19 protein-coding genes and 2 tRNA genes are annotated in these 20,630 nt (G+C 70.4%); 13 read left to right on the top strand and 8 right to left on the bottom strand.

Annotation, left to right across the window (positions count from 1 at the left end; genetic code table 11):
• The first annotated feature begins 128 nt into the window (after nucleotides 1-128).
• The 9 genes from gyrB to aroQ all read left to right on the top strand — a co-directional run bounded on the left by gyrB (nucleotide 129) and on the right by aroQ (nucleotide 8,644).
• The gene (gene gyrB, locus ACWDR7_RS00405; protein WP_449852969.1) at nucleotides 129-2,177 is read left to right on the top strand and encodes a DNA topoisomerase (ATP-hydrolyzing) subunit B; all 2,049 of its coding nucleotides are present in this window, start codon (nucleotides 129-131) and stop codon (nucleotides 2,175-2,177) included.
• A gap of 41 nt (nucleotides 2,178-2,218) precedes the next feature.
• On the top strand, nucleotides 2,219-4,780 hold the full coding sequence (gene gyrA, locus ACWDR7_RS00410; RefSeq protein ID WP_449852970.1) for a DNA gyrase subunit A: 2,562 nt from the start codon (nucleotides 2,219-2,221) through the stop codon (nucleotides 4,778-4,780).
• A complete protein-coding gene (locus ACWDR7_RS00415) occupies nucleotides 4,777-5,181 on the top strand; it encodes a DUF3566 domain-containing protein (RefSeq protein WP_449852971.1) in 405 nt (134 codons plus the stop codon). Before gyrA ends, ACWDR7_RS00415 begins: the two co-directional genes overlap by 4 nt.
• A gap of 79 nt (nucleotides 5,182-5,260) precedes the next feature.
• A tRNA-Ile gene (locus ACWDR7_RS00420) sits at nucleotides 5,261-5,337 on the top strand.
• 13 nt (nucleotides 5,338-5,350) lie between these two features.
• Nucleotides 5,351-5,423: transfer RNA gene (locus ACWDR7_RS00425), tRNA-Ala, on the top strand.
• Nucleotides 5,424-5,841: 418 nt separating this feature from the next.
• Nucleotides 5,842-6,618, top strand: coding sequence for a TSUP family transporter (locus ACWDR7_RS00430; protein ID WP_449852972.1), 777 nt, complete (start codon nucleotides 5,842-5,844; stop codon nucleotides 6,616-6,618).
• Nucleotides 6,619-6,663: 45 nt separating this feature from the next.
• Nucleotides 6,664-7,725 carry a PLP-dependent cysteine synthase family protein gene (locus tag ACWDR7_RS00435; RefSeq protein ID WP_449852973.1) on the top strand — a complete coding sequence of 354 codons (1,062 nt, stop codon included), beginning with the start codon at nucleotides 6,664-6,666 and terminating at the stop codon, nucleotides 7,723-7,725.
• Nucleotides 7,726-7,748: 23 nt separating this feature from the next.
• Nucleotides 7,749-8,171: an NUDIX hydrolase gene (locus ACWDR7_RS00440; protein ID WP_449852974.1), complete on the top strand. Its 423-nt coding sequence runs from the start codon at nucleotides 7,749-7,751 to the stop codon at nucleotides 8,169-8,171.
• Between the two features lie 32 nt (nucleotides 8,172-8,203).
• Nucleotides 8,204-8,644, top strand: coding sequence for a type II 3-dehydroquinate dehydratase (gene aroQ, locus ACWDR7_RS00445; RefSeq protein ID WP_449852975.1), 441 nt, complete (start codon nucleotides 8,204-8,206; stop codon nucleotides 8,642-8,644).
• Nucleotides 8,645-8,735: 91 nt separating this feature from the next.
• Here aroQ and ACWDR7_RS00450 read toward each other — a convergent pair whose 3' ends face one another.
• On the bottom strand, nucleotides 8,736-9,227 hold the full coding sequence (locus ACWDR7_RS00450; RefSeq protein WP_449852976.1) for an aminoacyl-tRNA deacylase: 492 nt from the start codon (nucleotides 9,225-9,227) through the stop codon (nucleotides 8,736-8,738).
• A complete protein-coding gene (locus tag ACWDR7_RS00455; protein ID WP_449852977.1) occupies nucleotides 9,224-9,739 on the bottom strand; it encodes a DNA helicase in 516 nt (171 codons plus the stop codon). Before ACWDR7_RS00455 ends, ACWDR7_RS00450 begins: the two co-directional genes overlap by 4 nt.
• A 97-nt stretch (nucleotides 9,740-9,836) precedes the next feature.
• Between ACWDR7_RS00455 and ACWDR7_RS00460 the strand changes: the two genes are divergently transcribed.
• Both ACWDR7_RS00460 and ACWDR7_RS00465 read left to right on the top strand, forming a co-directional pair.
• Nucleotides 9,837-10,391 (top strand): peptidylprolyl isomerase, encoded by a 555-nt coding sequence (locus ACWDR7_RS00460; RefSeq protein WP_449852978.1) that lies wholly within the window; start codon nucleotides 9,837-9,839, stop codon nucleotides 10,389-10,391.
• A gap of 28 nt (nucleotides 10,392-10,419) precedes the next feature.
• Nucleotides 10,420-11,316: a rhomboid family intramembrane serine protease gene (locus ACWDR7_RS00465; RefSeq protein WP_449852979.1), complete on the top strand. Its 897-nt coding sequence runs from the start codon at nucleotides 10,420-10,422 to the stop codon at nucleotides 11,314-11,316.
• Between the two features lie 270 nt (nucleotides 11,317-11,586).
• On the opposite strand, the gene ACWDR7_RS00470 is transcribed toward ACWDR7_RS00465, so the two are convergent.
• Entirely contained in the window at nucleotides 11,587-11,820 is a 234-nt protein-coding gene (locus ACWDR7_RS00470) for a cell division protein CrgA (RefSeq protein ID WP_449852980.1), read from the bottom strand.
• Between the two features lie 44 nt (nucleotides 11,821-11,864).
• Between ACWDR7_RS00470 and ACWDR7_RS00475 the strand changes: the two genes are divergently transcribed.
• Together ACWDR7_RS00475 and ACWDR7_RS00480 are read left to right on the top strand one after the other, a co-directional pair.
• Complete coding sequence (locus ACWDR7_RS00475; protein WP_449852981.1) at nucleotides 11,865-12,629, top strand: class E sortase; 765 nt, start codon at nucleotides 11,865-11,867, stop codon at nucleotides 12,627-12,629.
• Nucleotides 12,629-12,802: a hypothetical protein gene (locus ACWDR7_RS00480; protein ID WP_449852982.1), complete on the top strand. Its 174-nt coding sequence runs from the start codon at nucleotides 12,629-12,631 to the stop codon at nucleotides 12,800-12,802. Before ACWDR7_RS00475 ends, ACWDR7_RS00480 begins: the two co-directional genes overlap by 1 nt.
• Nucleotides 12,803-12,814: 12 nt before the next feature.
• On the opposite strand, the gene pknB is transcribed toward ACWDR7_RS00480, so the two are convergent.
• From pknB to ACWDR7_RS00505, 5 genes are all read right to left on the bottom strand, one after another.
• Nucleotides 12,815-14,509, bottom strand: a complete 1,695-nt coding sequence (pknB, locus tag ACWDR7_RS00485) for a Stk1 family PASTA domain-containing Ser/Thr kinase (RefSeq protein ID WP_449852983.1) — start codon at nucleotides 14,507-14,509, stop codon at nucleotides 12,815-12,817.
• 88 nt (nucleotides 14,510-14,597) lie between these two features.
• Nucleotides 14,598-16,370 (bottom strand): serine/threonine protein kinase, encoded by a 1,773-nt coding sequence (locus ACWDR7_RS00490; RefSeq protein WP_449852984.1) that lies wholly within the window; start codon nucleotides 16,368-16,370, stop codon nucleotides 14,598-14,600.
• Nucleotides 16,370-17,827, bottom strand: coding sequence for a peptidoglycan D,D-transpeptidase FtsI family protein (locus ACWDR7_RS00495; protein WP_449852985.1), 1,458 nt, complete (start codon nucleotides 17,825-17,827; stop codon nucleotides 16,370-16,372). The genes ACWDR7_RS00490 and ACWDR7_RS00495 overlap by 1 nt, the downstream gene beginning before the upstream one ends.
• 76 nt (nucleotides 17,828-17,903) lie before the next feature.
• Entirely contained in the window at nucleotides 17,904-19,280 is a 1,377-nt protein-coding gene (locus ACWDR7_RS00500; RefSeq protein ID WP_449852986.1) for an FtsW/RodA/SpoVE family cell cycle protein, read from the bottom strand.
• Entirely contained in the window at nucleotides 19,277-20,629 is a 1,353-nt protein-coding gene (locus ACWDR7_RS00505) for a PP2C family protein-serine/threonine phosphatase (RefSeq protein WP_449852987.1), read from the bottom strand. Before ACWDR7_RS00505 ends, ACWDR7_RS00500 begins: the two co-directional genes overlap by 4 nt.
• Nucleotide 20,630: the final 1 nt, after the last annotated feature.

Here is a 20,630-nt window from a genome sequence, read left to right on the forward strand (position 1 = left end):
CCGACCACGATCGGCGTCCTGCCCCCGCTCCCGTTATGGCCTCTGCGGGCCTGTCTGCGGCTGTTGAGAACCGATTCCCGGCTAGGATGGAGGTGCCCATACCCACGGAATGCGGAGCGCGCCCCCATATGACGACGGACACCCCTCAGAGCGAGCCCGAGAACACCGCTGCCGCCGGGGGTGATGCGTCCCAGGGGAACTACGGCGCCGACAACATCCAGGTGCTGGAAGGCCTCGAGGCCGTGCGCAAGCGCCCCGGCATGTACATCGGCTCGACCGGCCCGCGCGGCCTGCACCATCTGGTGTACGAGATCGTCGACAACTCGGTGGACGAGGCCCTCGCCGGCTACTGCGACACGATCGAGGTCACGATCCTCGAGGACGGCGGCATCCGGGTCGTCGACAACGGCCGCGGCATCCCGGTCGCCGAGCACAAGACCGAGAAGAAGTCGACGCTCGAGGTCGTGCTCACGGTGCTGCACGCGGGCGGCAAGTTCGGCGGCGGCGGATACGCCGTCTCGGGCGGCCTGCACGGCGTCGGATCGTCCGTCGTGAACGCGCTCTCGACGCGCCTCGACGCGGTCGTCAAGCGCGACGGCTACGAGTGGCGCCAGTCCTTCGCGAACGGCGGCGCGCCGCTCGGCCCCGTGGAGCAGGGCGAGCCGACCGACGAGACCGGCACGACGATCACGTTCTGGCCGGACCCCGAGATCTTCACCGAGACGATCGACTTCGACTACGAGACCCTGCGCACGCGGTTCCAGCAGACGGCGTTCCTGAACAAGGGCCTGCGGATCGACTTCAAGGACGAGCGCCCGGCCGCCATGGAAGAGGACGAGCTCGAGGACGGCTCGCCCGAGCTCGTGCAGCGTCACGACACCTTCCTCTACGAGCGCGGCCTCGTCGACTACGTCGAGTACCTGTGCAAGGTGCGCAAGGCCGAGCGCGTGCACGAGGAGGTCATCGACTTCTCGAGCGAGACGGCGAACACCGAGCGGAACATCTCGCTCGAGGTCGCCATGCAGTGGACCACCTCGTACAGCGAGAACGTGTTCACCTACGCGAACATGATCAACACGCACGAGGGCGGCACGCACGAGGAGGGCTTCCGCGCCGCGCTGACCACCCTCGTGAACCGGTACGCGCGCGCGAACAACCTGCTCAAGGAGAAGGAGGACAACCTTACGGGAGAGGACGTCCGCGAGGGCCTCATGGCCGTCATCTCCGTCAAGCTCAGCGAGCCGCAGTTCGAGGGTCAGACCAAGACGAAGCTCGGCAACACCGAGGTCAAGGCCTTCGTGCAGCGCGTGGTGAACGAGGAGCTCGGCGCCTGGTTCGAGCGCAACCCGCAGCAGGCCAAGAACATCATCCGCAAGGCGATCGACGCGGCCACCGCGCGCCTGGCCGCCCGCAAGGCGCGCGAGACCGCGCGCCGCAAGAGCGTGTTCGAGTCGGCCGCGATGCCCGACAAGCTCAAGGACTGCACGAGCAAGGACCCGTCGATCTCCGAGATCTTCCTCGTCGAGGGAGACTCCGCCGGCGGATCGGCTGTCGGCGGCCGCGATCCGCGCACCCAGGCGATCCTGGCCCTGCGCGGCAAGATCCTGAACGTCGAGCGCGCTCGCATCGACAAGGCCCTCGGCAACCGCGAGGTGCAGGCGATGATCCAGGCCTTCGGCACGGGCATCGGGCCGGAGTTCGACATCGAGAAGGCGCGCTATCACAAGATCGTGCTGATGACCGATGCCGACGTCGACGGCCAGCACATCACGACGCTGCTGCTCACGCTGCTGTTCCGGTACATGCGCGGCCTCATCGACGCCGGCTACGTCTACCTCGCGATGCCGCCGCTGTACCGCCTGAAGTGGTCGAACGCGCCGCACGAGTACGTGTACTCGGACCGCGAGCGCGACGCGCTGCTGAAGGAGGGCCTCGCGAACGGCAAGCGCCTGCCCAAGGACGCCGGCCTGCAGCGGTACAAGGGTCTCGGCGAGATGAACGACAGCGAGCTGTGGGAGACGACGATGGATCCCGAGACGCGCACGCTGCGTCAGGTCACCATCGACGACGCGGCCGCGGCCGACGAGATCTTCTCCGTGCTGATGGGCGAGGACGTCGAGTCCCGCCGCAGCTTCATCCAGCGCAACGCGAAGGACGTCCGGTTCCTCGACATCTGAGTCGACACGGACAGCGGAACCAGACGTAGGGAAAGACGGACATGGCAGACGAAGAGCGCCCCGACATCAACGCGGATCACAACCACGGCCGCATCGACCAGGTCGATCTGCAGTCGGAGATGCAGCGCAGCTACCTCGACTACGCGATGAGCGTGATCATCGGGCGCGCGCTGCCCGATGTGCGCGACGGCCTCAAGCCCGTGCACCGTCGCGTGATCTACGCGATGTACGACGGCGGCTTCCGGCCCGACAAGTCGTTCTCGAAGTGCACGCGCGTCGTCGGCGAGGTGATGGGTCAGTACCACCCGCACGGCGACAGCGCGATCTACGACACCCTCGTCCGCCTCGTCCAGCCGTGGTCGATGCGCTACCCGCTCGCGCTCGGTCAGGGCAACTTCGGCTCGCCGGGCAACCAGGGCGCGGCGGCCCCGCGTTACACCGAGACGAAGATGGCTCCGCTGGCGCTCGAGATGGTGCGCGACATCGAAGAGGAGACCGTCGACTTCGAGGACAACTACGACGGCCAGACCCAGGAGCCGTCCGTCCTGCCGGCGCGGTTCCCGAACCTGCTCGTGAACGGCTCGGTCGGCATCGCCGTCGGCATGGCGACCAACATCCCGCCGCACAACCTACGCGAGGTGGCCGCCGGCGCCCTGTGGGTGCTCGACAACCCGCAGCTGCCGCGCGAGGAGCTGCTCGCCGGTCTCATCCAGCGCATCCCGGGACCCGACTTCCCGACCGGCGCGCAGATCCTCGGGAACAAGGGCATCCACGAGGCGTACCGCACGGGCCGCGGATCGATCACGATGCGCGCGGTCGTCGAGATCGAGGAGATCCAGGGCCGCACCTGCCTCGTCATCACCGAGCTGCCGTACCAGGTCAACCCCGACAACCTCGCCGTGAAGATCGGCGAGCTCGCCCGCGAGGGCCGTGTGACGGGCATCGCCGACATCCGCGACGAGAGCTCGAGCCGCACCGGTCAGCGCCTGGTCGTCGTGCTCAAGCGCGACGCCGTGGCGAAGGTCGTGCTGAACAACCTCTACAAGCACACCTCGCTGCAGGAGAACTTCGGCGCGAACATGCTCGCGATCGTCGACGGCGTGCCCCGCACGCTGCCGCTCGACGCGTTCATCACGCTGTGGATCACCCACCAGCTCGACGTGATCGTGCGCCGCACGCACTTCCGCCTGCGCAAGGCCGAGGAGCGCATGCACATCCTGCGCGGCTACCTCAAGGCGCTCGACGCGCTCGACGAGGTCATCGCGCTCATCCGCCGCTCGCCCACGGTCGACGACGCCCGCACGGGCCTGAAGTCGCTGCTCGACATCGACGACCTGCAGGCCGACGCGATCCTCGCGATGCAGCTGCGCCGCCTCGCGGCGCTCGAGCGGCAGAAGATCGTCGACGAGGCGCAGGAGCTCGAGGCGCAGATCGCGGACTTCAAGGCGATCATCGCCGACGAGATGCGCCAGCGCGACATCATCAAGACCGAGCTCACGGCGATCGTCGACCGCTTCGGCGACGAGCGTCGCACGCAGATCCTCCCCGGCTTCGACGGCGACGTGTCGATCGAGGACCTCATCGCGGAGGAGGAGATGGTCGTCACGATCACCCGCGACGGCTACATCAAGCGCACGCGCAGCGACAACTACCGCTCGCAGCGCCGCGGCGGCAAGGGCGTGCGCGGGGCGCAGCTGCGGGCCGACGACGTCGTGGAGCACTTCTTCGTGACGACGACGCACCACTGGCTGCTGTTCTTCACGACCAAGGGCCGGGTCTACCGCATCAAGGCGTACGAGGTGCCCGAGGCCGGCCGCGACGCCAAGGGCCTGCACGTGGCGAACCTGCTCGCGCTGCAGCCCGAGGAGCAGATCGCGCAGGTCATCGAGCTGCGCGAGTACGACGCCGCCGAGTACCTCGTGCTCGCCACCCGCTCGGGTCTCGTGAAGAAGTCGCGCCTGGCCGACTACGACTCGAACCGCCAGGGGGGCATCATCGCCATCAATCTCCGCGAGGGCGACGAGCTCGTCTCGGCGATGCTCGTGAACCAGGACGACGACATCCTGCTGCTCAGCCGAAAGGGCATGTCGCTGCGGTTCTCGGCCACCGACGAGGCGCTGCGCCCGATGGGCCGCTCGACGAGCGGCGTGAAGGGCATGTCGTTCCGGGCCGACGACGACCTCCTCACGGCGGGCGTCGCCCGGCCGGGCACGTTCGTGTTCGTCGTGACCGACGGCGGCTACGCCAAGCGCACCTCGATCGACGAGTACCGCGTGCAGGGCCGCGGCGGACTGGGCATCAAGGCGCTCAAGCTGAACGACGAGCGGGGAACCCTCGCGGGCGGCCTGATCGTCGACGAGGAGGACGAGGTGCTCGTGGTCCTCGCCAAGGGCAAGGTGGTACGCTCGGCCGTTGCCGAGGTCCCCGCGAAGGGCCGAGACACCATGGGCGTGCTGTTCGCGCGGCCCGACAAGGACGACCGGATCCTGGCGATCGCCCGCAACAGCGAGCGGGGACTGGGTGACGACGGCGCGGCCGACGAGGTCGCCGACGACGCAGAGAGCACCGCTCCCGAGACCCCCGAAGAGAGCACCGACGCATGACGACCGTAGCCGACAAGCTCGCCAAGAAGTCCTCGCGCAAGCCCAAGGCCAAGCAGGTCCGCCTGCGCCTCGTCTACATCGACTTCTGGTCGGCGATCAAGATGTCGTTCCTCGCGGCGGTCGCCGTGGCGATCGTCACCCTGGTGTCGTTCCTGCTCAGCTACCTCGTGGTCGAGACCACGGGGCTCATCGCGCAGCTCGACGAGTTCTTCGTGAGCTTCACCGACGGCAGCATCTCGATCGCGGCGGTGATCGGCCTGCCCCAGGTGATGGCCTTCGCGGTCGTCATCGCCATCCTCAACCTCATCATCGTCACGGTGATGGGGGCGGTGCTGGCGGGCATCTACAACCTCGCGGTGAAGATCACGGGCGGCCTGCTCGTGGGCTTCACCTCGAACTGACCGGGCGCTCGCGCCGATTCGCGGGAACGCGAGCCATCGAGTAAACTCTTGAAGGTTGACGGCGCGAGCCGGTCACAACGGGGCTATAGCTCAGGCGGTTAGAGCGCTTCACTGATAATGAAGAGGTCCCAGGTTCAAGTCCTGGTAGCCCCACCACGTACCTCTTCTCGGGGCCTTAGCTCAGTTGGTAGAGCGCCTGCTTTGCAAGCAGGATGTCAGGAGTTCGAATCTCCTAGGCTCCACAACCAGCAGAGCGCCGTCCCGTAGGGGTGGCGCTCTGCTGCATATCGGGCCGGTTCACTTGCCGTTGCGCTCGCCCTCCGCCAGCTCGGGGTCCAGCATGTGAAGCCTTCGCGGCGGCATGGCCTTCCCCTGCTCCGCGAGTTCTGCGCTCATGAACCCCCGGTCCACCAGGATGTCCAGGATGCGCGCGCGGATCGCGAGCAGACGGGCGGACCTTGGCGCCTGCGGACTCGGTCATCGCTCGGCTCCCGCCGACGCAGCGCCGGCATTCGACGGTCTGGCGCCGATGCGGGGAGGGGCGGCGGTGGCGACTCAGGGCATGGACCCAGTATCTCGAACACGGGTTCACCCGGACGACGATCGCGGGCGGCAGCCGACCCGTGCGGCGGGGGTGCGGCGCGGACATAGGATCGTCTGGTGCCCGATCTGGATCTGCTGACGCTGATCCTGCTGATCCTCGCCGGGTTCGCCGCCGGCTGGGTGGACGCCGTCGTCGGGGGCGGTGGCCTCATCCAGCTGCCCGCGCTCCTGCTCGTGCCGGGCATCTCGCCGCTGCAGGCGCTGGCGACGAACAAGGTCGCGAGCATCATGGGCACGTCGGTGGCGGCGGTCACGTACGCGCGTCGCCTCAAGCCGGATCCGCGAACGGCCGCGCCGCTCGCGATCACGGCGCTGGCGGGCGCGATCCTCGGCGCGATGCTGGCCACCTTCATCTCGGACGACGCCTTCACGCCGATCATCCTCGTCGTGCTCATCGGCGTGGGCGCGTTCACCGTCCTGAAGCCCAAGATGGGCGTGCACACCGTGCAGCGCTGGCACGGGTGGCGCCACATCGTCGCGGCCATGGCGATCGGCCTCGGGATCGGGCTCTACGACGGCGCCCTCGGGCCGGGCACGGGATCGTTCTTCGTCATCCTGCTCGTGAGCGTGCTCGGCTACGCCTTCATGCCGGCCTCGGCGCTCGGCAAGATCGCCAACTTCTGCACCAACCTGGGCGCGCTCGTGTTCTTCATCCCCGCCGGTCACGTGCTCTGGCCGCTGGGGCTCGCGGTGGGCGCCGCGAACCTCGCGGGCGGCTACCTCGGCGCGCGCATGGCCATGTCGAAGGGGTCGCGCTTCGTGCGTGTGGTCTTCATCGTCGTCGTCGGGGCGCTCATCGTGAAGCTGTCGTGGGACCTGATCTCCGGCGCCTGATCCGGCCGGTACGCCCCGGCACCCGGGGATGAGAGGATCGGACGCATGCGCGACGCATGGGTGGACGAGGCGATCCGGCTGCTCGAGGCCGACGCGAACCGCAGCGCCGACACGCACCTGCACGTGTTCCCGCTGCCGGCCGAGTGGGGCATCGACCTCTACCTGAAGGACGAATCGGTCCACCCCACCGGCTCGCTCAAGCACCGCCTGGCGCGCTCGCTCATCCTGTACGGCCTCGTCAACGGGCGGATCGGTCCGCGGACCACGCTCGTCGAGGCGTCGAGCGGATCGACGGCAGTGTCGGAGGCCTACTTCGCCCGCATGCTCGGCCTGGACTTCGTCGCCGTGATGCCGCGCACGACGAGCCCCGAGAAGATCGAGCTGATCGAGCACTACGGCGGCCGCTGCCACTTCGTCGACGTGCCGAGCGCGATGTACACCGAGGCCGAGCGCCTCGCGGCCGAGTGCGGCGGGCACTACCTCGACCAGTTCACCTACGCCGAGCGGGCCACCGACTGGCGCGGCAACAACAACATCGCCGAGAGCGTCTTCCAGCAGCTCTCGGCCGAGCGCTACCCGGTGCCGACGTGGATCGTCGTGGGCGCCGGCACGGGCGGCACGAGCGCGACCTTCGGGCGCTACGTGCGCTACCGCCGCCACCCGACGAGGGTCGCCGTCGTCGATCCCGAGAACTCCGCGTTCTACGGCGGATGGCAGACCGGGGCGAGCGACCACGCCACGGGCCTGCCGAGCCGCATCGAGGGGATCGGGCGGCCGCGCGTGGAGCCCTCGTTCATCCCCAGCGTGATCGACGAGATGATCCGGGTGCCCGACGCCGCCTCGCTCGCCGCCATCCGCCTGCTGCGCGAGCGCACGCGGCGCTGGGCGGGCGGATCCACCGGCACCAACCTGTGGGGCGCGTTCGAGCTCATCGCGCGCATGCGGCGCGCGGGGGAGCGCGGCAGCGTCGTGACGCTCATCTGCGACGCCGGCGACCGCTACGCCCACACGTACTACGACGACGACTGGGTCGCCGCGCAGGGCTTCGACCTCGCGCCGCACCGGGCGCGGATGGACCGGTTCCTCGAGACGGGCGACTGGTCCTGACGCCGGATCGGTAATGTGGGCGGATGGACCTGCGTGTCGCCGCCTACGCCGTCGTCACCGATGACGCCGGCCGCGTGCTGCTCTCCCGATGGATCGACGGATCCAAGCCTGCCTGGACGATGCCGGGCGGCGGCATGGAGCCCGGCGAGCACCCCGAGGAGACCGTGCGACGCGAGGTCCGCGAGGAGACGGGCTACGAGGTCGAGGTCGGCAACCTGCTGGGGGTCGATTCGCACGTGATCCCCGCGCGGCGGCGGATCCACGGCGACGCGCCGCTGCAGGCGCTGCGGATCGTGTACCGCGCCCGCATCGTGGGCGGCCATCTCGCCCACGAGATCGACGGGTCCACCGACATGGCCGAGTGGTTCCCCCTCGACGCAGTGCGCGGGCTGGAGCGGACCTCGCTCGTCGGGTACGGCCTGCGCGTAGCCGGGCTCGGGCACTGAGGGCCCTGCCGGCCAGCCGATACGCTGAAGCGATGAACAGCCGCCTGCTCCTCGTCAACGGCCCCAGCCTCAACCTGCTCGGCACGCGCGAGCCGGAGGTCTACGGCACCGCGACGCTCGACGATGTCGTGGCGCTCGCGACGCGGACGGCCGGCGAGCTCGGGTTCGAGGTGCGCGCCGTGCAGAGCAACCACGAGGGCGTGCTGATCGACGCGATCCACGCCGCGCGCGCCGACTGCGACGCGATCGTCATCAACCCCGGGGCCTTCACCCACACGTCCGTCGCGCTGCGCGACGCCCTCACGGGGGTGGCGCTGCCGTTCGCCGAGGTGCACCTGTCGAACGTGCACGCGCGCGAGCCGTTCCGCCACCACTCCTACCTGTCGGACGTGGCCTCGTGCGTGATCGTGGGCGCCGGCATCCAGGGCTACGAGTTCGCGGTGCGTCGCCTGGCCGCGGTCGTCACCGCCTGATCCACGCGCGAAACAGCAACTGCGCGCCGAGACCGTGGCGTCTGCACGCTGTCTCGGCGCGCGGATGCTGTTTCGCTGAGGGACGGCAAGGTCAGGCGCGGAGCTCGTCGATCGGGTCGGTGATGTCGGCGACCGTTGCGCCGTAGGCCTCGAGCAGGGCGTCGGCGTCGACGTACATGGTCCAGCCGTGGGCGCCGGCGCCCATCGACACGCGCTTGCCGCGCATCCGCTCGTCGGCGTACACGGGCCAGGCGGTCGTCGAGCCGAGGGGCACGATCGTGCCGCGCTCGTACCCGGTGGCCTGCAGCGCGAGCTCGGGCTCGGGCAGGCGCAGGCGGTTCACGCCGAGGAGCGCGCGAAGCTTCGGCCAGGAGATGGCGCGATCGCCGGGCACGAGAGCGAAGTAATACTCGTCGCCCTTGCCCTTGACGACGAGCGTCTTGACGATGTCGCCGGGGGTGATGCCGCGCAGCGCGGCCGCCTCCTCGAGCGATGCGGCGCACGGGCTCTCGACCACCTCGATCTCGAGCCCGCGCTCGGCCGCCGCGGCGCGCACGCGCGCCGTCGGATCGTCGTGGGTCACGCGTCGGGCGCGGACAGCGGGTCGTCGGCGACCCAGAGCTCGTCGTCGGCGCGCAGGGTCTGCCAGGCGGCGACGAGGATGCCGATCGCGGCGGCGGCGCCGAGCACGAGCGCGATGACCGGGCCCGCGCTCTTCTTCTTCGGCACGACCACGGGCTTGCCGGTCAGCTTGAGGCGCGTCTCGTTCGCCGCGTCCCAGGCGCCCATCGCCTTGCCCACGACGGAGCCGACGACCGGCACGACCTTCGAGTCCACCACGCGCTTGGTCGTGGTCATGCCCTGCTCGACATACGGGCGGGCCTTCTGGACGTACGGGTCGACGACCTCGTGGTACTTCGCCTGCGCGGCGGGCACGACCTTCTGGCGGCCGAACACGCTCGCCTGCCGGCCCGCCTCGCGGGCGACGTCCGCGGCCCGCTGCGCCAGCACCTGCTGGTCCTCCCACAGCTCCGCTGCCGTCTTCTGGAGCCTGCGAAGCTCCTTCTTCTGCTTCCTGCTGGGGCTTATGCTCACGGTCGCCCTCCATCTGCGTGGCGGTCTGGTTTCCCTCATCTTGCCATGCGGGCGCCGCGGCGGCAGAGGCTTCACGGAACTCTGAGAGAATGGCATCATGCCCCAGCACACCGCCGTCGCGACCATCCACACCAACCACGGCGACATCGTCGTCAACCTCTTCGGCGACCACGCGCCCAAGACGGTCCAGAACTTCATCGGCCTGTCCGACGGATCCGGTGAGTGGACCGATCCGCGCACGGGCGCCAAGGGCGAGGGCCCGCTGTACAAGGACGTCATCTTCCACCGCATCATCCCCGGCTTCATGATCCAGGGCGGCGACCCGCTCGGTCAGGGCATCGGCGGCCCCGGCTACGCGTTCGACGACGAGATCCACCCGGAGCTGGCCTTCACCGAGCCCTACCTGCTCGCGATGGCGAACGCGGGCAAGCGCCCGAACGCGTTCGGCAAGCTGTCGGGCACGAACGGCTCGCAGTTCTTCATCACGACCGACCCGACGCCGTGGCTGACCGGCAAGCACACGATCTTCGGCGCGGTCGCCGACGAGGACTCCAAGCGGGTCGTCGACGCGATCGCCGCCGTGCCGACCGGTGCGCAGGACCGCCCGACGTCGGACGTCGTGATCTCGTCGATCGACATCGCCGCGGTCTGACGCAAGCGGCGGGCGTGAGGACCCTCGGATGACGACGCCGGACTTCGCGCGCAACCGCGACAACTTCTGCTATCGGCACCGTGACCGGCAGAGCTTCGTGCTGTGCCAGCGGTGCGCGCGCACCATCTGCGGTGAGTGCCAGACGCCCGCCGCCGTCGGCGTGATCTGCCCCGAGTGCCTCGCCGAGCAGCGCCGCGCGCACACGCCCGCGCAGAAGCGCGCCCGCCGCCGCTGGGGCCAGGGCGGCTCGGCGATCGCCGCGTCGACCGGCGGCGGCACACGCGGCATGATGTGGATCTTCATCCTCACCGCCGTCGCGTTCCTCGTCGACTGGGCCGGCCGGACGGTGGGGTTCTCGCTGAACCAGTGGCTCGGCTTCATCGCGCCCTGGCTGTACCCGCAGTCCGGCCACTTCGAGCCGTGGCGCGTCGTCACCGTCGCGCTCGCGCATTCGAACTTCATGCACGTGTTCCTCAACATGCTGTCGCTGTGGATGATCGGGCGGGTGCTCGAGCCGATGCTCGGGACGGCGCGCTTCGTGACGACCTATGTGATGTGCGCGGCCGGAGGCTCGGCGGCCGTGGCGCTGCTGTCGTTCTACACGCCGGTCGTCGGCGCGTCCGGCGCGGTGTTCGGCCTGTTCGGCGCGCTCATCGTGATCGCCCGCCACATCGGCGCCAACATGACGGGCATGCTCATCGTGCTGGGCATCAACCTGGTGCTGGGCTTCATCCCGGGGGCGGGCATCTCGTGGCAGTCGCACGTGGGCGGCCTGCTCGTCGGCGCGCTCATCGGGCTCGTCTTCACCCGCACACGCCGCGCGGATCAGCAGGTGCGCCAGCGCGTGCTGCTCGGCGTGATCGGCGCCGGCATCGTGGCCGTCTTCCTCCTGCCGCCGCTGCTCGGGTTCCCCGCCCTCACCTGACGCCGCTCGGAGCCGATCGACCCGTTGTCCACCGGCTCCTCCACGGGCTGTCCACGGATCGGCGGAGTTCTCCCCGGAGTTATCCACAGATTCCTCCACACTGGGGAGAACTACACCCGTGTCATTCGTCGTGGCGGGCGGTCGTCGGGGGGCGCGCTCTCCACAGGTCTTCCCACAGCTGTGGGAAGAATCACAACGATGTGATTCGCCGCGTCGTCTGCCGAGGAACGAGAAAACCCCGCCTCGAGGGCGGGGTTCTGTCGGCCGGCGTCAGCGCCAGCGTGTGGTCATGAGGAAGCCGATGAAGGCGATCCCGAAGCCGATGAGCAGGTTCAGGGCGCCGATGTCGGGGATCGGGTAGGCCTGGCTCGAGAGGTAGAACACGAGGATCCACACCAGCCCGAGCAGCATGAACCCGATCATCACCGGCTTGAACCAGACCGGATTCGGGCCGGGCTCGCCGACGGGGCGCTCGGGGGTCTCGTCGTCGCTCTTGCGTGCCATGCGGAAAGTCTACTGGGCCGGGGCGCCATCCCTAGACTGGGCACGTGAGCACCGTGGCAGAGCCACTCCGCGCGCCGCGCCCGTCGCGCCGCGTCTCGGTGACCGGCGTGCTCGGCGAGCTCCTGCTGACGGCCGGCGTCGTGCTGCTGCTGTACGTGGTGTGGCAGCTTTGGATCGGCGATGTCATCTACGGCGCCGAGCGCAACGCGCAGGGCGCCGAGCTCGCGCAGGAATGGGAGGCGGGCGACCCGCCGGCGCCGCCGCCGGTCGTCGCCGATCCCGGCACGGGCGCGCCGGTGTTCGCGCCCCCGGCGCTGCCCGAGCCGGCCGATGGCGAGCGGTTCGGAGTGATGCACGTGCCGCGCTGGGGGGACGACTACCTCATGCCGATGGCGGGCGGCGTGACGCGGCCCGTCACGCTCGACCCGATCGGCATCGGGCACTACCCGGGAACGGAGATGCCGGGGCAAATCGGCAACTTCGCGCTGGCGGGCCACCGCACCACGTTCGGCAAGCCCTTCGCCGACATCGCATCGCTGCGTGTGGGCGATGCGATCGTCGTGGAGACGGAGGAGGGGTGGTTCACCTACCGGTTCCGCACGCTCGAGTACGTGCGCCCCGACGAGGTGGACGTGCTGCTGGACGTGCCGCAGGCCCCCGAGGCACCGGCGGACGAGGCGTACATCACGCTGACGGCGTGCTCGCCGCGGTACTCGCTCGCGGAGCGGATCATCGCCTACGGGGTGTTCGAGTCGTTCCAGCCGCGCGCCGAGGGCGAGCCGGCCTCGCTCACCGAGGCGGTCGCCTGATGTACGGCGCGCTGTGGCGCGTGCTGCCCGGGCCGTGGTGGGTGCGGGTGCTCATCCTGCTCGTGCTCGCGGCGCTCGCGCTGTACGGGCTGTTCTTCCACATCTTCCCGTGGGTCGCCGCGACGTTCGTGCCGGACGACGGCGTCATCGACGCCCTCTCGTTCGCGACGTGATCCGAGGCCGGCTCACTCGCCCGTGCAGTAGAACAGCTGCACGGCCGAGTGGATGTCGACCTCGCCGGGGGCCGGCTGCTGGCGGCTGACCTGCGGATCGTCCGCCGATCCCGGGCATCCCGGATCCGCCACCGGCTCCGGCGACAGCCCCAGCTGCTCGAGATCGCGGCTGGCCGCATCGAGGGTGAACCCGCTGTAGTCCACGATCGCCACGCGACCGGTCGCCACCACGAGCGACACGCGCGTGCCGACGGCGAGCTCGTCGCCCTCGTCCGCATCCGCCTCGAGCACGGTGCCGGCGGCGGCCTGCGGGTCGTTGCGCGGCGTGATCGTGCCGACCGACAGTCCGGCCTCCTCCAGCGCGGCGCGCGCCTCCGCTTCGCTCGTGCCGACCAGCGCGGGCACGGCGGCGAGCTCCTGGCCGTCCGACACGACCACGTCGATCCGCTGCCCGGGCGCCACAGACTCGCCCGCTTCGGGATCGGTGCGGATGACCACGCCCTCCGGGACGGTCTCGCTCGGCTCCTCGGTGCGGATGGGCTCGAGGTCGAGCGCCTCGAGATCCTCGATCGCCCGATCGGCGGCGAGGCCCGCGACCTCGGGCACGACCCGCGCGCCCGCCGGCACCGCCGGGATGGGCCGGATGGCGAGCACCCAGATGAGCACGGAGATCAGCAGCACGGCCAGGAGCGCGACGCCGGCCCAGATCCACGCCACCGGCGGCCCGGACTGCGTGCGCGTCATCGTGGTGTCGGTGCTGAGCTGGCGCAGCGAGCGGGCCGTCTCCTGCGCCTGGCGGGGGTTGGGGCCGTACAGCGTGTTCGTGAGCGACGTGATGGCGCGCTTGGACGGCTCGCGGCCGCTGGATGCCTCCGCGAGCGCGGCGCGGAAGGAGGCGGCGTCGGGGTAGCGCTGATACGGATCCTTCGCGAGGGCGCGCAGCACGATGGCATCGAGCGCGCGCGGGGCGTCGGGATTGTGCTCCGACGGCTTGACCGGCGTCTCGCTGACGTGCTGATACGCGACGGCGACGGGGGACTCGCCCCGGAACGGCGGCCTTCCGGCGACGAGCTCGTAGAGCACCACGCCGGCGGAGTAGAGGTCGGCGCGCGCGTCGACGGGCTCGCCCTTGGCCTGCTCGGGCGAGAAGTAGGCGGCCGTGCCCAGGATCTGCGTGGTCTCGGCGACCGTCGAGGAGCTGTCGGAGACGGCCCTGGCGATGCCGAAGTCCATCACCTTGACCTGACCGGCCGGCGTCACCATGACGTTCGCGGGCTTGATGTCGCGGTGGATCACACCGGCCCGATGCGAGTACTCGAGGGCCTCGAGGATGCCGTCGACGTAGCGGGCCGCGTCGGCGGGCGGCACGGGGCCCCGGGCGATGATGTCGCGCAGCAGCGTGCCCTGCACCAGCTCCATGACGATGTACGGCGTGTGGAAGGTGCGCGAGCCCTCGGTCTCGACCTCCTCGCCCGCGTCGAACACGCGCACGATCGAGGGGTGCGCCATGCGCGACGCCGCCTGCGCCTCGAGCCGGAACCGCGTGCGGAACGTGCTGTCCGACGCGAGATCGCGCTTGAGGATCTTGATCGCCACGGCGCGGTCGAGGGTCTCGTCGTACCCGCGGTGCACCCTGGCCATCCCGCCCTCGCCGATCAGCTCCTCGACGCGATAGCGCCCGGCGAGGACGCGGGTCTCAGACGGCACAGATGACTCCCGAGGTCGGTGATCAGTTCAGAATATCCGAGGCCCCTCCCGCCGAGCCGAGAGGCCCGTGGGCGAGGCGCGGGGGCGATCAGCCCTGACCCTGGTCGCCTTCCGCCTCGGGGCTCGTGGTCGGGGTCGGCGCGGGCTCGGGCTGCTCGGCGCCGCTGACCACCTGGCTTCCCGACGGCGACGCGGCCGACTCGCGGTCGCCGCAGAGGGCCGTGTAGCTCGCCGAGACCGACGACGCGGCGGGGCCCGTCACGTTGATCTGCGCCTGCGTCACGTCGGCGCCGAACATGCGCGACGTCGACCCGTCGTCGACGAACGTGGCGCCCTGGTGCAGCGTCACGGCGTAGCCCGTGAGCGACCCGGCGCCGCTCGGGCACTGGTAGTAGTCCCAGTACACGGTGCTCTGAGTGCCCGTGGTGACGGTCTCCGGGAAGCGGGGACCGCTGCCCGGCGCCGGGATCGCGACCATGTCGCCGTAGACGGTGAGCGTGATGGTGCTGCCCTCCGGCACGACGCCGCGCGGGTCGACGCTGTAGATGCGGCCGACCTCGTCCTGGGTGGCCGCGGCGTTGCCCGTGGGGCAGTTCACCTGGAAGTCGCCCTCGGCGCCCAGCAGCGAGGTCGCCTCGTCGCACGTGCGGCCGTTCAGCTGCAGCGCGTCGATGTCGACCCCCGTGGGAGTCGGGGTCGAGGTGGTGCGTGTGGGGGTGGGGCGCGGGGCGCTGCTGCTGGGGGTCGACGGATCGGCCGAGGGCTCGTCGTCCTGGTTGGCGAACAGCGCGATGAGCGTTCCGACCACCGCGATCAGCAGCAGCGCGATGAGCGCGACGAGCGGCCACGTCCAGGGGCTGCGCTTCTTCTTCTGCGGCGTCTCCTCGACGACCTCCTCGTCGGTGGCGACGGGCAGCGGCGAGGTCGCGGGGATCAGCTGCGTGGTGCCGTCGCCGGCGGTGCCCAGCAGCTGCGTGAAGCCCTCGTCGGCCAGGGCGCCGGCGGTCGCGATGGCCGGCACGGCGGCCGCGGCGGCCGCCACGTCGCCGCGGCGCAGGGCGGTGCAGGCGCGCGAGACGGCGGCGGCCGAGGCCGGACGGTCCTCCGGCTTCTTCGCGATCATCGTCATCACGAGGTTCTGCACCGGCTGCGGGATGTCGGCGGGCAGCGGCGGCGGCGCGTCGTTGATCTGCGCCATCGCGATGGCCACCTGCGACTCGCCCGTGAAGGGGCGCTTCCCGGCCAGCGACTCGTACGCCACGATGCCGAGCGAGTAGATGTCGGTGGCGGGGCTCGCCTGGTGGCCCGAGGCCTGCTCGGGCGAGAGGTACTGCACGGTGCCCATCACCTGGCCGGTCGCCGTCAGCGGCACCTGGTCGGCGATGCGGGCGATGCCGAAGTCGGTGATCTTCACGCGCCCGTCGGGGGTGATGAGCAGGTTGCCCGGTTTGATGTCGCGGTGCACGAGGCCCGCGGCGTGCGCGGCCTGCAGCGCGGCGGCGGTCTGGCCGACGATGTCGAGCGTGCGCTCGGGCGGCAGCGACGTCTCGCGCTCGAGGATGGTCGAGAGCGCCTCGCCCGGCACGAGCTCCATGACGAGGAACGCCGATCCGGCCTCCTCGCCGTAGTCGAAGACGCTCGCGATGCCCTCGTGGTTCACGAGCGCCGCGTGGCGGGCCTCGGCGCGGAAGCGCTCGAGGAAGCCGGGGTCGCCCATGTACTCGTCCTTGAGGATCTTGATGGCGACGGTCCGTCCGATGACGTGATCCGTGGCCTCCCAGACCTCGCCCATGCCGCCGATCGCGATCCGCGAGCTGAGCTCGTAGCGTCCGCCGAACGTCACTCCCTGCGTTGGCCTCATCAGTCCAGCACCGCCTCCATGACCTTCTTCGCGATGGGTGCCGCGATCGTGTTACCCATGCCCGACTGACCCTGGCCACCGCCGGCCTCCACGACGACGGCGACCGCGACCTGCGGATCGTCCGCCGGCGCGAATCCGGTGAACCAGAGGGAGTAGGGATCGTCCCCGTCGTTCTCGGCCGTGCCCGTCTTCCCGGCCACCTCGACGCCGTCTATTCTTGCATTCGACGCGGCCCCGTCCGAGACATTCCGGACCATCATGTCCACCAGGGCATCCGCGATCTCCGGGTCCATCGCCTCGCCGAACACCGTCGGGTCCCAGCTCTGCTGCACCGACAGGTCGTCGCCGACCACCTGATCGACCATCCAGGGGTTCATCACGACGCCCCCGTTGGCGATGCCCGCCGAGACGAGCGCCATCTGCAGCGGCGTGGCGATGAGCGGACCCTGGCCGAAGCCGGTGAGCCCCGTCTGGTCGTCGCTGAGCGCGCTCGTCGGGTAGACCGACGGCGTCGCCGGCAGCGGCAGCAGGAACTCGTGGTTGAAGCCGAACCGCTCCGCCTGCTGGCGGATCGCCTCGTCGCCGAGCTCGATCGCGAGCTCGGCCATCGGGATGTTGCAGCTGAGCCGCAGCGCGTCGGCGAGCGTGACCGTCTCGCCGGGCCCGCACGCCCCGCCGCCGGCGTTGCGGATGGACGTGGACGTGCCGGGCAGCGTGAAGGAGGTGGGGTTCGGGAACGTGGAGTCGGCCGTGTACTCGCCCGACTCGAGCGCCGCCGCCGCGACCACGAGCTTGAACGTGGAGCCGGGGGGATTGAGGTTGCCGCCGATGGCGCGGTTCTGGAGCGGGTCGCCCGGGTCGTCGACGAGGGCCTGGAAGGTGGCGTTCACGGCCTGCGAGTCGTGGCCCGCCAGCTGGTTGGCGTCGTAGCTCGGGGTGCTCACCATGGCCAGCACGCGCCCGGTGGCGGGCTCGATCGCGAGGATGCCGCCCTGCAGGTCGCCGAGCGCCTCGTACGCCGCGCGCTGCACGTCGGGGTCGAGGCTCAGCTCCACGGACGAGCCGCGGGGGTCCTGGCCCGACAGGATCTGCTCGAGGCGCGAGAAGAAGGCCGAATCGGCGTTGCCCGCCAGCTCCTGGCTCATCGCCTCCTCGATGCCTCGCGCGGACTGGAGCACCGGGTTGATGTAGCCCGTGACCGGCGCCCACATGGGCGAGTCGACGTACTGGCGCTGCCACGCGTACAGGTCGCCGCTCGGCACCGAGGTGGCGATGCGCTGGCCGCCCGCCACGATCGCCCCGCGCTGCACCTCGTAGCTGTCGTACAGGGTGCGGCGGTTGTTCGGGTGGTCGTTGAGGGCGCCCACGTACACGAACTGCACCGCGCTCGTCGAGGCGAACAGCGCGATGAACATGAGGATCACGATGGTGGTGAGCCTGCGCAGCTCCTTGGTCATCGGATCCTCCGTTCGTCGAGCGGGCGCAGGGAGCCGAGACGGGCCGAGCGAGCGCAGCGAGTCGAGGTCACGATCGTCATCCGATCACCGCCCTCGGCTGCTGGCGCACCGCATCGCTGATGCGCAGCACGAGCGCCACGATGATCCAGTTCGCCACGAGCGACGATCCGCCCGCCGCGAGGAACGGCGTGGTCAGGCCCGTCAGCGGCAGCAGGCGCGTGACGCCGCCGACCATGACGAACACCTGCAGCGCGAGGGTGAACGACAGCGCCGTCGCCAGCAGCTTGCCGAAGTCGTCCTGCCCGGCCACGCCGATCCGCAGGCCGCGCCCGACGAAGACGAGGTAGAGCGAGAGGATCGCGAAGATGCCGACGAGCCCGAGCTCCTCGCCGAGCGAGGGCAGGATGTAGTCGCTCTGCGACACGGGCGTGATGTACGGCCGTCCCTGCCCGAGCCCGGTGCCGAACAGGCCGCCGTGCGCGAGGCCGAAGATGCCCTGCACGAGCTGGAAGCTGCCGCCCGGCCTGTCGTACACCTCCGGGTCGAACGCGTCGAGCCAGTTCGTGAAGCGCCAGCCGACGTACTCCAGGGTGAAGGCCGCGGCGATGGCGCCGCCGAGCGCGAGGAGCACGCCGATGAGCATCCACCCGGTCTTGCCCGTGGCCACGTAGAGCGTCGCGACGAACATGCCGAACACGAGCAGCCCCGTGCCGAGGTCGCGCTGGAACACGATGATGGCGAGCGAGACGAGCCAGATCACGAGGATCGGGCCGAACTCGCGGGCGCGCGGGAACGTGAAGCCCAGGAACTTCCGCCCCGTCGTGGCGAGGCTCTCGCGCGTGCGGACGAGGTAGCCGGCGAAGAAGATCGCGAGGCAGATCTTGGCGATCTCGCCCGGCTGGAAGTTGAAGCCCGCGATCTGGATCCACACCTGCGCGTTGCCGCCGCCGTTGAGGAACGGGATGAACGGCAGCAGCAGCAGGACGATGCCCGCCAGGCCGAAGAGGTACGTGTACCGGAACAGGATGCGGTAGTTGCCGAGCAGCCACACGACCGCGCCGGCCAGCAGGATCGACACCGCCGCGTACGCGATCTGGCTGCTGCCCGCCGTGGGGCTCGTGCCGTCGGCGCCCGAGAGCCCGATCCGATAGATCTCGGCGATGCCGAGGCCGGTGAGCAGGAACGCGATCGGCAACACGAGCGGGTCGGCGTCGGGTGCGCGCATGCGCAGGACCACGTGCAGGGCCAGCGCGAGCGCGCCCAGCAGCCCCGAGAGCACGAGCTCGGTCGTCGACAGCTCGCCGAGGGCGCCGAACTGCACGAGCACCATGGCGCCCGTGGACAGGACGATGGCGAACAGCAGCAGGAGCAGCTCGCGGTTGCGACGCGGTGCGGGCGTGCGCACGCGGCGCAGGGCCTTGAGGACCGCGGTGTCGGCGGCGACGTCGGTCATCCCTCACCTCCGTCGGGCGTATGGGTGGGCTCGTCGGTGGGCACGGGGTTCGGGATGGTGGGCACCGCGGTGCTCGACGAGGGCGACGGCGTGGGGGTGGCCTCCTCGTCCTCGGCGGGGAGGTTGGCCTCGAGGCGGTCGACGATCTCCTCCGCATGCGCGAGCGAGCGCGCGGTGATCGTGCGCTCCACCGCCGCGCGGTTGGCGTCGGTCAGCTCGTCGAGCGGGATCTCGGTGTCCTCGTACGGCCGGGCGAGGGTGATCGGCCCGAGGTTCGCCTGCACGCCCTGGTAGACGACCACGGTGTCCTCGTCGGCACCCACGAAGTAGCGGGTCTGCGTCCAGCTGTAGAAGCCGGCGAATCCGGCGGCGAGGATGCCGACCAGCAGCACGATCGCGACGATCGCGCCGATGCGCCGGCGCCGCGCGCGCCGACGGTCCTCGGCGATGAGCTCCTCGAGGTAGTCCGAGTCGGGCTCGAAGTGGCTGGGCTCGTTCGCCGCCTGGCTGCGGGGATGCAGCCAGCCGGTCGGCAGACCGGATCGCGTGGCGGCGGGCAGGCTGACGCCCTGGGGATTGGACGCCGAGCCCACGACGGACGGCGCGGCGAGGAAGGTGGGGTGCTGGCCGCCCACGTCGACGATGACGATCGTCACGTTGTCGGGCGCGCCGCCGTCGAGCGTCTGGCGCAGCAGCGCGTCGGCCGTGCGCCCCGGCGCCTCGTCGCGCCGCAGCACCTTGGCGATGTGCTGCTCGTCCACCACGCCCGAGAGGCCGTCCGAGCAGAGCAGCCACCGGTCGCCCGGTCGCGTCTGCATGATCAGCGTGTCGATCTCGGGGTTCGGGTCCATGTCGCCGAGCACGCGCATGAGCACCGACCGGCGGGGGTGGTATCGCGCCTCCTCGAGCGTGATGCGACCCGAATCCACCAGGCGCTGGACGAACGTGTGGTCGTTCGTGATCTGCGTCAGCTCGCTGTCGCGCCACAGGTAGATGCGCGAGTCGCCGATGTGCGCGATGACGGCCCACTCGTCGACCATCGCGATGGCGCTCACCGTGGTGCCGAGGCCGGCCAGCTCGGGCCGGCGGGTGACGAGCTGGATGAGGTCGCCCGCCGTGTCGGCGATCGTGTCGCGCAGCTCGGCCTCGGCCTCCTGCGGGGTCTCGAACGCGCGGTCGAGGGCCTGCAGCCGGTTCACGGCCACGCTCGAGGCGACGTCGCCGCCGGCGTGCCCGCCCATCCCGTCGGCGACGACGAACAGGTTGGACCCGGCGTAACCGGAGTCCTGGTTGTTCGTCCGCACCTTTCCCGTGTGGGAGATGGCGGCGCTCGAGCCCTCGAAGACCATG

Source organism: Microbacterium sp. NPDC003461, assembly GCF_053588335.1.